The sequence below is a fragment of the Streptococcus sanguinis genome (assembly GCF_003943655.1).
GTDB lineage: Bacteria > Bacillota > Bacilli > Lactobacillales > Streptococcaceae > Streptococcus > Streptococcus sanguinis_F.
Genome location: NZ_RJMM01000003.1, coordinates 28,862 through 43,335 on the forward strand (window position 1 = coordinate 28,862; position 14,474 = coordinate 43,335).

Annotated in this window: 14 protein-coding genes and 1 pseudogene; 3 read left to right on the plus strand and 12 right to left on the minus strand. The window is 43.2% G+C overall.

Features of this window, described 5'->3' with window-relative positions; translation table 11 throughout:
* Positions 1-54 precede the first annotated feature (54 nt).
* Both D8886_RS02335 and D8886_RS02340 read right to left on the minus strand, forming a co-directional pair.
* The gene (locus D8886_RS02335) at positions 55-1,410 is read right to left on the minus strand and encodes a DUF1958 domain-containing protein (RefSeq protein ID WP_125434116.1); all 1,356 of its coding nucleotides are present in this window, start codon (positions 1,408-1,410) and stop codon (positions 55-57) included.
* A gap of 151 nt (positions 1,411-1,561) precedes the next feature.
* Positions 1,562-2,269: a glucosamine-6-phosphate deaminase gene (locus tag D8886_RS02340; protein WP_032906445.1), complete on the minus strand. Its 708-nt coding sequence runs from the start codon at positions 2,267-2,269 to the stop codon at positions 1,562-1,564.
* 134 nt (positions 2,270-2,403) lie between these two features.
* Here D8886_RS02340 and D8886_RS11765 point away from each other — a divergent pair, with 134 nt between their 5' ends.
* From D8886_RS11765 to D8886_RS02355, 3 genes are read left to right on the plus strand one after another with little or no spacing between them, the layout of a single operon-like run.
* Positions 2,404-2,583 carry a hypothetical protein gene (locus tag D8886_RS11765; RefSeq protein ID WP_002929807.1) on the plus strand — a complete coding sequence of 60 codons (180 nt, stop codon included), beginning with the start codon at positions 2,404-2,406 and terminating at the stop codon, positions 2,581-2,583.
* A 9-nt stretch (positions 2,584-2,592) separates the two neighbouring features.
* Positions 2,593-3,621, plus strand: coding sequence for a tRNA preQ1(34) S-adenosylmethionine ribosyltransferase-isomerase QueA (queA, locus tag D8886_RS02350; protein ID WP_002929805.1), 1,029 nt, complete (start codon positions 2,593-2,595; stop codon positions 3,619-3,621).
* Between the two features lie 16 nt (positions 3,622-3,637).
* The gene (locus D8886_RS02355) at positions 3,638-4,108 is read left to right on the plus strand and encodes an arginine repressor (RefSeq protein ID WP_049544027.1); all 471 of its coding nucleotides are present in this window, start codon (positions 3,638-3,640) and stop codon (positions 4,106-4,108) included.
* Between the two features lie 126 nt (positions 4,109-4,234).
* On the opposite strand, the gene D8886_RS02360 is transcribed toward D8886_RS02355, so the two are convergent.
* The 10 genes and pseudogenes from D8886_RS02360 to D8886_RS02405 form a co-directional block, all read right to left on the minus strand.
* Positions 4,235-5,572, minus strand: coding sequence for a dipeptidase (locus tag D8886_RS02360; protein ID WP_125434117.1), 1,338 nt, complete (start codon positions 5,570-5,572; stop codon positions 4,235-4,237).
* A gap of 21 nt (positions 5,573-5,593) precedes the next feature.
* Positions 5,594-7,105, minus strand: coding sequence for a YfcC family protein (locus D8886_RS02365; protein ID WP_049544031.1), 1,512 nt, complete (start codon positions 7,103-7,105; stop codon positions 5,594-5,596).
* 198 nt (positions 7,106-7,303) lie between these two features.
* Positions 7,304-8,251: a carbamate kinase gene (gene arcC / locus D8886_RS02370; protein WP_049544032.1), complete on the minus strand. Its 948-nt coding sequence runs from the start codon at positions 8,249-8,251 to the stop codon at positions 7,304-7,306.
* Positions 8,252-8,417: 166 nt separating this feature from the next.
* On the minus strand, positions 8,418-9,434 hold the full coding sequence (argF, locus tag D8886_RS02375; RefSeq protein ID WP_049544034.1) for an ornithine carbamoyltransferase: 1,017 nt from the start codon (positions 9,432-9,434) through the stop codon (positions 8,418-8,420).
* Between the two features lie 50 nt (positions 9,435-9,484).
* The gene (gene arcA / locus D8886_RS02380; RefSeq protein ID WP_049544037.1) at positions 9,485-10,714 is read right to left on the minus strand and encodes an arginine deiminase; all 1,230 of its coding nucleotides are present in this window, start codon (positions 10,712-10,714) and stop codon (positions 9,485-9,487) included.
* Between the two features lie 252 nt (positions 10,715-10,966).
* Positions 10,967-11,518: pseudogene (locus D8886_RS02385) on the minus strand (Crp/Fnr family transcriptional regulator); the annotation flags it as partial.
* Between the two features lie 47 nt (positions 11,519-11,565).
* Positions 11,566-12,063: a DUF1648 domain-containing protein gene (locus D8886_RS02390; RefSeq protein ID WP_125434118.1), complete on the minus strand. Its 498-nt coding sequence runs from the start codon at positions 12,061-12,063 to the stop codon at positions 11,566-11,568.
* Entirely contained in the window at positions 12,050-12,331 is a 282-nt protein-coding gene (locus tag D8886_RS02395; RefSeq protein ID WP_002896078.1) for an autorepressor SdpR family transcription factor, read from the minus strand. Before D8886_RS02395 ends, D8886_RS02390 begins: the two co-directional genes overlap by 14 nt.
* The gene (locus tag D8886_RS02400; protein ID WP_125434119.1) at positions 12,309-13,097 is read right to left on the minus strand and encodes a YhfC family intramembrane metalloprotease; all 789 of its coding nucleotides are present in this window, start codon (positions 13,095-13,097) and stop codon (positions 12,309-12,311) included. The genes D8886_RS02395 and D8886_RS02400 overlap by 23 nt, the downstream gene beginning before the upstream one ends.
* Positions 13,098-13,289: 192 nt before the next feature.
* Positions 13,290-14,369, minus strand: a complete 1,080-nt coding sequence (locus D8886_RS02405; protein WP_312023303.1) for a serine hydrolase — start codon at positions 14,367-14,369, stop codon at positions 13,290-13,292.
* Positions 14,370-14,474 lie beyond the last annotated feature (105 nt).

Genomic DNA, 14,474 nt, shown 5'->3' on the forward strand with positions numbered 1-14,474 from the left:
CTGAGTTTTAGCTTGGAAAGTCATTCCGTTCGTATGTGGCAGAGGACATTCCCTTTATTCAACATCTGTATTTCTACGACGTTCCTGCTTTGCAGCCTTGCGTTTTTGGCGACTGCGGTATTCAAAGTACAGAATGATTAGCAGGATACCAACAGGCAGCAGAATCAACATCTTATCGCTGAAGAACACACCATACCAAGGCTTGCTTTCTGATTTGCTGCCAGTCACGTTTTCAATGGCCTGAGCAACTGGATTCTCAACTTTATCGACTTTCATTTCATCAGAGATCTTGCTCGACAAGGTCTTCAAGCCATTTTCAGCCTTGAGAACATTGTTTTCAACCTTGACTTTAGGCTCGGTTCCCTTTTTAACAGTAGCGTAGAAATCCTCAGGCAGCTTATATTTCTGTCCATCAATCTCCTGCTCACCCTTGGATAAGAGTTTTTTGTACTCATAGTCCGCATAAGCCTTCTCAATCAAAGCATTACCAAAAGGATGGCGGTAATACTCACCGTCTTGGTCAGACCAGTCACCGACTCCCATAATCACAGCAATCATGCGCTGATCTCCACGCTTAATGGTCGCGATATAGTTGAAAGCACCGTTAGGACTAGAGCCTGTCTTCATGCCATCTACGCCCTTGAGTGCGTATTTAGCACCCGGCAGGGAGTAATTATAGGTTTCAAAGGTTTCCTCGTAAGGAGTTCCAGCTTTAACCGTAACCTTTGCTTTATTAGTATAGTTTAGAATCTCAGGATGGTGGTTGACAAAGTTGTAGGCCAGAATCGCCAAATCACGGGCTGTTGTCTGATTGCTGAGAGTATTATCGTAATTCTGAGGATTGTAATATCCCTTGAAAGAAATCGCTGCTGCACCGCTGGCATTGAACCACTTGGTATTCGTCATACCCAGCTCTTGAGCCTTGGCATTCATCCGATCCAAGAAAGCATCTGGATCATTGTCCGATAGATAATTGGCCAGCATAACGGTTGTCGCATTGGATGACGGCACGATTGTCATGGTAATCAGCTCAGATACGGTATAGTCCACACCAGCGACAATTTTATTATTAGAAATTTCATAAATATTAGCGGTAGCCTGATCCTGAGGTGTAGCTGTAATGACCGTCTTTTCGCTGATTTTTCCTTCCTTAATCGCTTCAAAGACCAAGTAAAGCGTCATGAGCTTACTCATACTAGCTGGGTCACGCACCTCATCAACATTATCCTCCCAGACAACATCACCTGTACTGCCGTCAATAACGAGAGAAGACTTGGGACGATTAATCGCCTGAACATTATCATGCGGATACATTTTTTTAGCCATATCCACCAATTCATCAGCCCTAGCAGCTAGTGGTGCTAACGAGGTCAGGAACACAATTCCCAATAACAAAAGCTTTTTCTTCACAGGATCCTCCAAAGAACAATTATACCTATCTAGTATATCATATTTTACGCAAAGTCAACCATAAATCTAAAAATCCTACCTAAAAAAATAGATAGGAAATTAAGAGACTTTTATCTGGCAAAACTAGTTTTATAGCAACAACATTAAAATCTTAGTGTTTTAACAAGCTAAGTGCTTCCTTATCAGCGATAATTACAACATCCGGATGCTTCTGGAGAGCACTGCCTGGCAGCTCCTCTGTCACTTCCCCCTCAACAGTCCCTGCTATAGCCTTGGCCTTAGCTGAACCGTAAGCAAAGAGGATGATGGACTTAGCATTGAGAATGTTGCCAATCCCCATGGAAATAGCCTGAGTCGGAACATCTTCCATCTTGTTGAAGAATCGAGCATTGGACTGAATGGTGGACGGTGTCAGATCCACTAAGTGAGTCTGGCTGTCAAAACTGGTCCCCGGCTCATTGAAACCGATATGACCATTCGTACCAATTCCCAAAATCTGCAAATCAGCTGGATGCTCTGTAAGAAGCTGATTGTACCTCGCCACTTCTGCTTCTAAATCTTTCGCTGCTCCATTAGGCAGGAAGCTTGCTTTAAAAGGCTTTTGGTTAAAGAGGTGCTGATTCATGAAATAACGATAAGACTGAGGATCCTCCACCTGCAAACCGACATATTCATCCAGATTGACACTGGTCATCTCTGAAAAATCAAGGTCGCTCTCAACAATCTGCTTGTAAAATTCTTCTGGGCTGCTTCCTGTGGCCAACCCCAAAGTTTTTGCTCCTTGAGCTAGCTTTTCTTTAAGCAGTTCAAGAGCTACTTTGCCACCTTCTACTTGGTTTTCCACTTGAATAATTTTCATTTTCCACCTCCACATCTTTTCTTAATTCTATTATATGGTATAGACCAATTTTTGTCAAGAAAAAGTCTGCAAAATAGACATACTTTCTAGTCGTGCTTGCTTCCTTTTGCGGCAAATCGTGTTATAATAGAGACATGTTTTTACTGATTGTTTTATTGATTTTATTTTTTGTCGGAGTCTTACTCTGCAGCTTGAGTTTCCTCATAAAAAAACAGCCAGGCTTGCAGATGCTAAGTTTGATTTTGGGTGGCTTGCTTACAGCTAGTCCCTTCCTACTAGCCGCCTACCTACTCTGGCTGATGAAAACAATATAAGGAGATACGATGAATACCGCTGATTTTGATTTTGACTTGCCCGAAGAACTGATTGCTCAGACGCCTTTAGAGAAAAGGGATGCTTCCCGCTTGCTAGTGGTTGATAAAGAAACGGGGACCTTCTCCGACCAGCACTTTGACCAGATTATTGATCAGCTCCAGCCCGGCGATGCCCTAGTTATGAATAATACGCGTGTCCTGCCTGCCCGCCTTTATGGTATCAAACCTGAGACAGGAGGCCATGTCGAGCTGCTACTGCTGAAAAATACTCAGGGAGATGACTGGGAAGTGCTAGCCAAGCCAGCCAAGCGCCTCAGAGTAGGTGCTCAGATTTCCTTTGGCGATGGCCGCTTAACTGCTACTGTGGTAGATGAGCTTGAGCATGGCGGACGAATTGTGTGCTTTGGCTACGAAGGGATTTTCCTAGAGGTCTTGGAAAGTTTGGGAGAAATGCCGCTTCCGCCTTATATCCACGAAAAACTGTCAGACCGCGAACGCTACCAGACTGTCTATGCCAAGGAAAACGGCTCTGCTGCTGCGCCAACTGCTGGACTTCATTTCACAGAAGAGCTGCTAGAGCAGATTGCTGCCAAGGGAGTCAAACTGGTCTATCTGACCCTTCATGTCGGACTGGGAACTTTCCGACCGGTTTCTGTGGACAGCTTAGATGATCACGAGATGCACTCCGAATTTTACAGTCTGTCCGAAGAAGCTGCCCAGATACTCCGTCAGGTCAAGGCTAAGGGAGGCCGTGTCATTGCAGTCGGCACGACATCTATCCGCACCTTGGAGACAATTGGTAGTAAATTCCAGGGGCAGATTCAGGCTGACTCTGGCTGGACCAATATTTTTATCAAGCCTGGATACGATTGGAAGGTCGTTGATGCTTTTTCAACCAACTTCCACCTGCCCAAGTCAACTCTGGTCATGTTAGTCTCTGCCTTTGCCGGACGTTCCTTAACGCTTAAAGCTTATGAGCACGCTATTGCTGAGCGCTATCGCTTCTTCAGCTTTGGTGATGCTATGTTTATCAAATAACTATAGGTGAAAATTTATGAATAAAATTGAAAGCAGACACCGTCTCATCCGCTCCTTAATCATGGAGAAAAAAATACATACCCAGCAAGAACTTCAGGAGCATTTGGAAGCCAACGGCGTCGTCGTGACTCAGTCTACCCTTTCACGAGATATGAAAGCACTCAATCTGGTCAAGGTCAGTGAGAACGATACTTCCTACTATATCATCAATAGCATCGCACCATCCCGTTGGGAAAAACGTCTCCGTTTCTATATGGAGGATGCTTTGGTCATGCTGCGGCCAGTTCAAAACCAAGTCGTCATGAAAACCCTGCCTGGTCTGGCCCAGTCTTTCGGTGCAATCTTAGACGCTCTAGAGCTGCCGCAGATTGTTGCTACTGTCTGTGGTGATGACGTCTGTCTGATTATCTGCGAGGATAACCAAGGTGCCCTTGACTGCTTTGAGAAACTCAAAGAATTCACCCCACCATTTTTCTTTAGTAAATAAAAGCTGAGACAAAATTGCCTCAGCTTTTTCTATTTACGATTTTTGCTCAATGAAACCCATTAGTAAATCAGCAAGCCATACTTGACCATAGCAATGCACTACAAATATGATTTGAAGATGGTTCATTTAAGGTGTCGTAGCCAAACGATAAATGGCTTCCGCGTAAATATCCATGGCCCGATACAGATCATCTAAGAGCAATCGTTCATTGACCTGATGCTCTGTCTGATCAGCTCCCGGAAAGAGAGCGCCGAAGGCAACACAGTTAGGCATAGTACGAGCAAAGGTTGCTCCACCCGAAGACATGGCTGGACTGTTGTCTCCTGTTTTCTCCTGATAAATTGCCATCAGGGTGCTGACCAACTCGCTGTCCAAAGGTACGTAAAGCGGAGCCAAATAATCAAACTCCTGATAGGTCAGCTCGTATTGACTGGCTATCTCTGCCAGCTTTTCAACCAACTTATCCTTGTCTGCCAAGACCGGAATCCGCATGTCAATCCGAATCTCAGAGCGGTCAGAGCTTAAAGTCAGACCAGCAACATTAAAGGAAAGAAAGCCCGTCGGTTCATCAGACACAGGACCAAAGAGATGGCTGCCTGTTGCATCTTCACCGACCGCCTGAGCCAGAAATGCAAGAGCCGGATGCGAATCCAAGGACTGCAAGACCTTAGCTAGGCGAATAATGGCATTGATTCCTTGGGCGGCATCCTTGGCGTGCTTGGGCAAGCCGATAACCGTTACTTCTTCTGCCGTTCGCTCATATTCATAACCTAAATCTTCCAATCCTGCAACGACTGACTCTAGTAGGCTGCCCGAATAGGAAGCCTTGGCAGGAACAACATTAAAAGCTTGACCAGCTTCGAGCTCTATAGTGTCAGAGCCAGGCCCTTTCAGCTTAAGCTGAAGAAGCCCCTTCTCACCATAAGTCAAAGGGAAAGAAGAGTCTGGTGCAAAACCAATTGTCGCCTGCTCTTCTAGCTGGTTGTATCTTCCCATACAGCGCCAAAGCGTCTCCTCATCTGTACCAAAGATAAAGCGAACCCGCTTTTTAAATTCTACTCCGCTGTCTAGCAATGCTTTTACAGCATAAAGAGCGGCCATGGAAGGTCCCTTGTCGTCCTGCACCCCACGACCAAAAATCCAGCCATCTTTGACAGTGGCTTCAAAGGGAGGCGTCTGCCAGTCCGACTCATCACCTGATGGAACAACATCCAAATGACAGAGAACGGCCAGGAGCTGAGCTCCATGACCGATTTCTGCATATCCGTAATAACCTTTAGGGTCGAGGTAGGTTGTAAAACCTAACTCTCGACAGATTTCTAAAGTTTTTTCTAGGACATCCTGGATAGCTTGTCCAAAAGGTGTTCCATTTTGACCTTCATTTAGTACTGAAGGATAAGAAACGATTGTTTTCAAAGATTCAAGAAAATCTTCTTTAACTTCTTCCGTTATAAAATTTTTCATGGAATCACCTCAGCTTCTAGCTTATAGGAACGGTAAGAATGTTCCTAGGAGTAAGAGAGCAATACTGATAGCAATGATAGCTACAATCAGCTTGCCGATAAATTTCCACCAAGTTCCGATATTGATACGTCCGAGTGCCAAGGCTCCCATAACGATACCAGAAGTTGGAGCAACCAGGTTCAGCACACCTGAAGCAGACTGATAAGCTGTGATGATCAAGCTAGCCTTGACATTGACAAATTCTCCCATCGGAGCCATGATTCCCATAGTTGCACTAGCTAGACCAGATGATGATGGGATAAGGAAGGACATTGGCAGGTAGAAAATGTAGGTCAAGACGATAAATACTTGTGATGAAAGACCGCTGAGTCCTTGTTTACCCCAATTGAGGATAGTGTCTGTAATCATACCGTCGTTCATGATAACTTGGATACCACGGGCGATTGCTACGATTAGGGCTACACTAAGCAGATCAGCTGCACCGTTCATAAAGGCAGAGATAATCTTGTCTTCCTTGAGACCGTACACAGCACCAATCAGGATTCCCATGAAAGCAAAGAGCATAGCTCCTTCTGGGAAGTACCAAGTACCCAGTGCGGAAGTAGATGAACCAATAATCTGACCAAGAACTGGAAGTCCAGTCAGCCAAGCATTGAAGTCCTTAAAGATAGTAATACCGAGATCTGTCCAAGGAATGAAACTCAATACCATAAGGACAAATGTCATGATGAACAGGAATAGAACAATTCTTTGTTTCTTGCTCAGAGTTGACTCAACAGATGAAGAAGTTTCAACGTTAAAGTGTTTCAAATCTTCTTCTCGAGTGCTGTAAACCAATGACTTGGTCGGATCTTTTTGAATCTTATCCGCATAGCGGTACACAAACCAAGTACTGAGAGCAGTCAGAACAACCAAGAAGATGAGACGAAGGACAATCCCTTCACCAGTTCCGACACCAGCAGTCGCTGAAGCGATACCCGTTGCAAATGGATTTAGTGTAGAAGCCAAACATCCGATTTGCGAACCAAGCAAGATAATAGCCACCCCAGTCAGACTGTCAAAACCAACCGCCATCATCACTGGTACCAAAAGCGGATAGAAGGCCATGGTTTCCTCACCCATACCATAGGTTGTACCACCAAGAGCAAAGAGAGGCATCAAGACAACAATCAGCATCTTTTCGCGACCCTTGTATTTCTTAACAATAGAGGCAATTCCCACATCCAAAGCGCCAGTTTCATTGACGACGCCAAGGAAACCACCGACCATTAGGATGAAGAAGGCAACATCAATCGCAGCTGTAGTTTCCTTAATCAAGGATCCTTCCTCAGGATGCGTGCCCAGCATAGCACGAATTGGTGCCATCAGGACATCCCAAATTCCTTGTGGATTTTGGGGCTGAGGCTGATAAACACCTTTTACAAAAGCCCCGGCTGGGATAATCCAAGTCAGCACTGCCATAATGGCAATGATTATCAACAATACGGTGTAAGATGAAGGCATCTTAAACCCTTTTTTTGTTTTTTCACTCATTTGTTTTTCCTCCTAAACGTTTTTTACGAGGTTACGAACCTGCATTTCCCTGCATGAGTAAACAAGAAAACGCTTACTTTATTTTACCATATTAATATTGAAAAAGCCAGTATTTTTGAAAATAATCAAAGATTTTCAGGAAAATACTTCCATCAGCAATAGAGATTACTTACTATCGCTTTTCAATCAGCTCTATGCCTAGCCTTTTTCAATAATCGTACCGCTCTCAGACTCAATCAGAGCACCCAGATTTTCCAGAGATGTGATAACTGCTTTACCTTCTGGACGGCCATTGACAAAGGCGATAGCTGCTTCTACTTTTGGAAGCATGCTGCCTGGTGCAAATTGTTCTTGCTTGATGTATTCTTCCAACTGAGCAACATTCACATGTTCCAGTTTTGCTTGATCTGGTTTGTTGTAGTTAACAAAGACATAGTCCACACCAGTCAAGACGATGAAGAGGTCTGCATCAACCAACTCTGCTAAGCGCTGAGAAGCAAAGTCCTTGTCAATAACGGCTTCAACACCAGTAAGATGGCCATTCTCTTCTTTGACGACAGGAATTCCGCCGCCACCCGCAGCTACTACTACTTGACCTTGATTCAAAAGCGTACGGATCGTTTCAATTTCCTTGATATCCACTGGTTTTGGTGAAGCAACAACCTTACGCCAACCGCGGCCAGCATCCTCTTTGAAAGTCGCTCCGCTCTTTTCAGCTTCTGCTTTTGCTTCTTCTTCTGAGTAGAAAGGACCAATTGGCTTGCTGAGGTTGACAAAAGCTGGATCGTTCTTATCAACTACTACTTGCGTCACAACAGAAGCGACATTCTTTTCGATACCTTCATCCAAGAGAGCATTTTGCAGAGCATTTTGCAGCCAGAAGCCAATGCTGCCTTCTGTCATAGCCACAAGAGAGTCTAGCGGGAAGGCAGGATTCTTTTCAGAGTCAGCTGCCAAGTGTTGCAGCAGCAAGTTTCCTACTTGCGGACCATTTCCGTGGGTAATTATAAGATCATCTCCGTTTTTAATCAATTTCACCAAGTGTTTAGCTGTTTCCACCAAGGCTTCCTGCTGTGCTTTCGCTGATGGGTCAGATGAAAGGATGGCGTTTCCTCCCAAGGCTACAACGATTTTACGATTTGCCATTTAATTCTCCTTTAATGCACTCCAAAGAATGCGCTTCCAATTTATTTTAGTAGATTTTCAAATTTTCAATAAGNAAATAAGCATTCCTTATCATATAAAAGAGGGCCGGACTAAAGCTATTAGTCGCAGCCCTCATAGCTGTTGGTAGACTGTTTCTTATGTAAGATTATACTTTTGGAATGTAGAGGTTCCCAAGAGTTGCAGCCATAACCGCTTTGATAGTGTGCATACGGTTTTCTGCTTGGTCGAAATGACGAGCGTATTTGCTACGGAATACTTCGTCTGTTACTTCCATTTCTTCTACGCCGAATTTTTCGGCGACATCTTTACCGTAAATAGTATTTGTATCGTGGAAAGCAGGTAAGCAGTGCAGGAAGATAAGGTCTTCATTGTCAGCTTTCTTAACCAGTTCCATGTTAACTTGGTAAGGTTTGAGGAGGGCAACGCGTTCTGCAAACTTGTCTTCTTCACCCATTGATACCCAAACGTCTGTGTAAAGAACATCAGCGCCTTTAACTGCTTCGTCAGCATCTTCGGTAATCAGCACACGAGCGCCGCTTTCTTTAGCAAAGCCTTCTGCCAATTCAACGATTTCTTTTTCTGGGAAGAGTTCTTTTGGTGAGAAGATGTGAACGTTGACGCCAAGGATAGCTCCTGTTACCAGCAAACTGTTGGCAACGTTGTTACGTCCATCACCACAGTATACCAATGTCAAGCCTTCCAGACGGCCAAAGTTTTCTTGAACAGTCAAGTAGTCAGCCAACATTTGAGTTGGGTGCCATTCGTCAGTCAGACCATTCCATACTGGAACACCTGAGAATTCTGCCAATTCTTCTACCATGCGTTGGCTGAAGCCGCGGAATTCAATCCCGTCAAACATACGGCCCAAAACTTTAGCAGTATCTTCTGTAGATTCTTTCTTGCCAAGCTGGATATCGTTAGCACCAAGGTATTCTGGATGTGCTCCTAGGTCAATAGCCGCTGTTGTAAAAGCTGCACGAGTACGAGTAGATGTTTTTTCAAACAAGAGAGCGATATTCTTGCCAGCAAGATAGTGGTGTTGAATGTTGCGTTTTTTCAAATCTTTCAAGTGAGCTGAAAGACCGATAAGGTATTCTAACTCAGCACGGCTAAAGTCTTTTTCTGCTAAGAAGCTACGTCCTTGGAATACTGAATGTGTCATTCTATTATTTCCTCTTTCTATTCTTTGAGTATTAGTAAAATACTGGATTCCTAAATTTCTTCACGTTCAAATGGCATAGACATACAGCGTGGTCCACCACGACCGCGAACCAATTCACTTCCGCGGATCTTGATCAAACGCAAGCCGTATTCTTCCAAAATCTTGTTAGTAACTGTATTACGGTCATACACCACTACCACACCAGGTGCGATGGTCAAAGTGTTAGAACCGTCATTCCACTGCTCACGCGCAGCAGCTACGATATTGCCACCGCCACAGCGAATCAGGTGAACTTTTTCTACACCAAGGTTTTCTGCCAAGATTTCTGCCAAATCACCTTTTTCTTCAACAATCTTAAGTTTGTCATCAACATAAGTTACAGAGTAAACGTGAAGATCGCCTTCGATTTCTGGGTGAATCGTAAATTTGTCGTAGTCAACCATAGTGAAGACAGTGTCTAAGTGCATGAACTTACGGTTGTTGGCAAATTCAAAGGCCAAAACTTTCTTGAAGCCAACATTTTTCTTGAAGATATTGACCAAGAGTTTTTCGATAGAAGCTGCGTCTGTACGTTGTGAAATACCAACCGCCAGCACATCTTTTGAAAGAACCAGTTCGTCCCCACCTTCGATACGTGTATCTTCTTCACGATTGTATACCAAATCTACTTTTCCACCATATACTGGGTGGTATTTGAAGATGTATTTACCGTAGAGAGTTTCACGATTACGAGTATCCGCATACATGTGGTTAAGCGATACTGCATTACCAATCGTAGCAAACGGGTCACGTGTGAAGTAAAGGTTTGGCATCGGATCAATAGCGAATGGATAATCAGATTCTACCAAGTCAGTCAAGCCTTTTGCTTCTTCAGGAATTTCTGGTAATTCAACTTTTTGAACCCCTGCCATTGTTTTTTCAACCAACTCTTGGTTGTCTTTGATACCATGGAGCAGTTCGCGAATAGCCTTCTTGGTTTCACGGCCACGAATATTGGCCTCTTCCAGATATTCTTCGATGAATTGCTCGCGGATTTCTGGAGAAGTCAGTGACTCAGCAGCCAGCTGCTCAAGATAGAGCACCTCAACTCCTTCATTGCGAAGCGCTTGAGCAAAGTTGTCATGTTCTTTTTGTGCATCTTCCAAGAAAGGAATATCGTCAAAAAGAAGACGTTCCAAATAGTCCGGCTGCAAGTTTTCCAACTCCTTGCCAGGACGGTGCAACATAACTTTTTTCAGTTTTCCAATTTCTGAGAAAACATGAATTGGATGTGTAGACATCTACTATCCTCCTTTTTCTTTGCGGTTTAGGTTTTCCTAAGCCCGTTTACATGTACTATTCTAGCATTTAATGCTACCGCTTTCAAGAAAAAGCCTACATTGCAAATGTCAAATCCTTTGCTTTTTTCTATTTCTATTTTTATAATATTCTTCTTTAAAGCGTTTTCTTTGAATATTTTATGCATTATATTATTTTTGTGAATATTTATTTTTTAAAATAAAATCAGTACATGGTTAATATCAGAATATTTGCTTTGCCAACTCTTTCATACTGATAGGAAATGGCAGGCTGTCTCCCTCCTTGCACAAATCCATACAGAGCAGTGATAGAGACTGGATAACACGCTCACTGGCACTGGCGGCCACGACATTGCGCAATCTCAATTCCTGAAATTCCAAGATTTGCGATAGCCGCTTGGTAATGAACAACAGTTGATCCACACTCTTCTTTGAATAGTCTTCAAACAAATCAATAGGAATGGAGAAATATTCGACATTGGTGACAGCGCTGGCTGTGTAATGATAGCACTCATCAAAAAACATACCTCCATAGGGGAAAACACTGTTTTTCTTGACATAATCCATATAAGAAAATGTGTCTGTCGAATCATACTGCTCAATCCGCACATAGCCTTGAGACAAGAGGAAAAGACGCTCACGACGATCCCCCGCAAAAAAGATAATTTGTCCTTTAGGAATCTTACGATACTGAATCTCCACTGCTAATTTATCGAAAAGCTCCACTGGCAGATTGACAAAGGCAGGGTGCTGCCGGATAAATTGATAATGCTCCTTGGTAATCATGATAACCCTTTTATTTGATACTTGATACCATTATAGCATAAATCCGCTTACAAATAGAAAATGCTGACTATAAAAGTAAGAAATCCTAACAAAACAAAGAGATGTGCCCACTTTCTATTCATGGGTTTTCTATCCGCCTGGACTTTTTTCGGCAGATAATTTCCCATAATTATAAAAACCACACCAACGATCACAGTTGCTATTTTACGGATATCAAAGTCCTCGTCTAAGCCCCCATAGATAGTCGCCATATAGAGTAAGACAAAGCTAAAGGGGAAGACCCAGCGAATAAGGTGTTTAAAAGTGGGATTTAAGATATCTTTAGCAACAGTAGACCAATAAATCATAACTTCTAGCAGCATCATGACAATTGGAAAAGCCGAAACTACTAAAAACTTAGGTAAAAAGGAATCGCCTTCCCCAGATAAGTCAAAGTGAATCGCTAGGCTATCTGGTAATTCTTGATAGTTCCAGATGGCATAGAAAACTGGCAGGAGCATGAGTCCAAGCGCCCAACCTAATTCTTGTAAACTATTTTTTTTCATTTTCATTTCCTCCCCCAAGAGATTGAAACCAGACAAGAATTTCTTCAAAAACAGTGACATCTAAGCTGTAATATATAAAGTTCTTCTGCTTTTCTTCTATGAGCAGACCGGCTTTCTTTAGCTGAGAGAGGTGGTAGGATACCGTCGCAGGCGTCAGCTCAAAAGCTTGGGCAATTTCCCCTGCAGACTTCGGACCATGCTTGAGCATTTCCAGAATCCCCCTTCGAACTGGGTCAGCTAGAGCTTTAAGCGTTTGACTGATCCCCATGATTAGACCTTTCTTTCAGGTAAACTTTCAAAATTTTCTTGGTCAGAAAGACTAGTGCCACTACTTCTACCAAGAGCAGTGCCTCAACAGCCAGTGGCGGAAGAAAGCCTACCTGAGCCAGAGCAGGAGCTAAGTCAATCAGGGCGTGAAGTCCCAGAGCGGCTAAAAAATACACTGGCGCCTTCTCTTTAACCGCCTTCCAAACCCAGAAGGTCAGCAAGATTTGGATAAGAATAGCCAAGATCCGCTCAAGAACCAAAAGATAGATGCTGCCAGCACTCATGGAACGGACATTGTCAATAACTGCTTGAGGAATTTGAGCCAGTGTCTGGGCATTCCCCTGAGTCACTACCTGAGCTATAACCCAAAAGTTTAAGAGACTGACAATACCAACAAACAAAGCCTCAATACCACCATGACCCAAGCCATAGGCCACACCATCCCTAAAGGTCAGTGGACGCTTCTTCTGCAGCCAGTAAAAGATGACCCAGCGGGCTGTTTCTTCAAAAATAGCTGCCGCAGCAATACCGTAAAGAACGTATAGCCAAGGATTTTCCGTCTGCAAAGCAATAGTCCCATCAGCCTGAGGCTGTAAAACGATACGGTGCAAAATATTTTCCAGAACCTGACTAGACAGATAAAAGCCAACTCCCCCTAAAAGGAAAACTAGCAGAGAAATGTGCCTGGTCTTTTTAAAATAAACCAAAGGAACAAGGACTGCTCCTAAAATAAGCAGCATGGCAATCAAGATATGAATAGAAATCATCGTTTTTTCTCCTGAACTGTTTTGATTTTTTTCTAAATAGATTATACACCTTCTACCCATTTCTGTCAAATCTATTTCGATTTTTTTCTAAATAACTTTCAATCTAAAAGTCATCAAGCTTTACTTCAATAAAAAAACAAAAATACGCCCAGATTTTCATCTAAAGCGTATTGATTTGTGATTTCTATTAGATTAGTTCATATTAACCCGGTGCCATTCATTGATGACATAGGCTAACTGACCAACTTGCTCAATTCCGACACCACTAATCTCATCACTGGCCTCTGTACTTCCGCCTAAATAAGCTGTATAGAGAGCTATAATATAAGGTTTCTCTTCCATGACTAGAGCATCCACATTGAGCGCCTCACGAACATATCCAGGCTTTTGATAGATGGTAATGTCGCGCAGGTAGCGCTTATAATACTCACCTGGGAACGATTCGCCAATATAATAAAGGATATCCTTGTACTTATCCTGATTTTTAGACAAATACTCAAGGACCTGAATATAGTAATCCGTCGTGGTCTTATTATTCTTCCGGCTGATCGTCTTAATGTCAGCTTTGGACTGGCCATAACGGCTAAACATATCATAGGCTTTTTCCATCCCGCCCAGACGCTCTGCTAAAGCGTAGGCTGGCGTATTTTCAGAATACACCAAGGAGTATTCCTGCATGTCTGATATTCTCATAGCACCGTTGAAAGCACCGACATAGTTATCATGCTCGCCCCTATATTCATAGTTTGTATTGGTAATATCAAACCGCTCGTCCATAGAAAGTTTGCCAGCAGCAACCTCATCTACTACCAGCATATTGAGAGGGAGCTTGTAGGTCGATCCCGCAGTCATAGGCTGGGTATCATTTATGGCAAAGGTCTTACCAGTCGTCAAATCCTTATAGGAAAATGCAACCTGGGAGGGTTCAATTCCCATTTCGGTCATATAAGCCTGAATGACCTGAGTCAAATCCAAATTTGCATAGTCAAATCGCAGCCCCAAGGCATCCATAGTCGGCCCATCCGCCTCCATGACCTTCTGCTTCTCCTCTGGACTTTTTTCAACAGGCTTGGGCTTTTCTTCAACTGGTTTGGAATCAGGCTTGACTTTCTCTTCTTCCTGTTCTTGCTCGCTAGATGTTGCAAGTTGGGCAGCCTCTTGTGCTTTCTTTTCAATGGCCTTATTTCGTTCGGTTATAAAAAGGACGATGAAGCCCAGCAGACAAAGACAAGAAACTACAGCTACGATAATCGTTACAATTTTTTTACTCAAAACATTTCTCCTAGCATTTGTATTATAAAAAATTATGAGGAAAATAACAAGTGAAATCCAGAAAAAAGGTATTTTAAGCATTAAAAAAGGCAAATCTTTAAACGA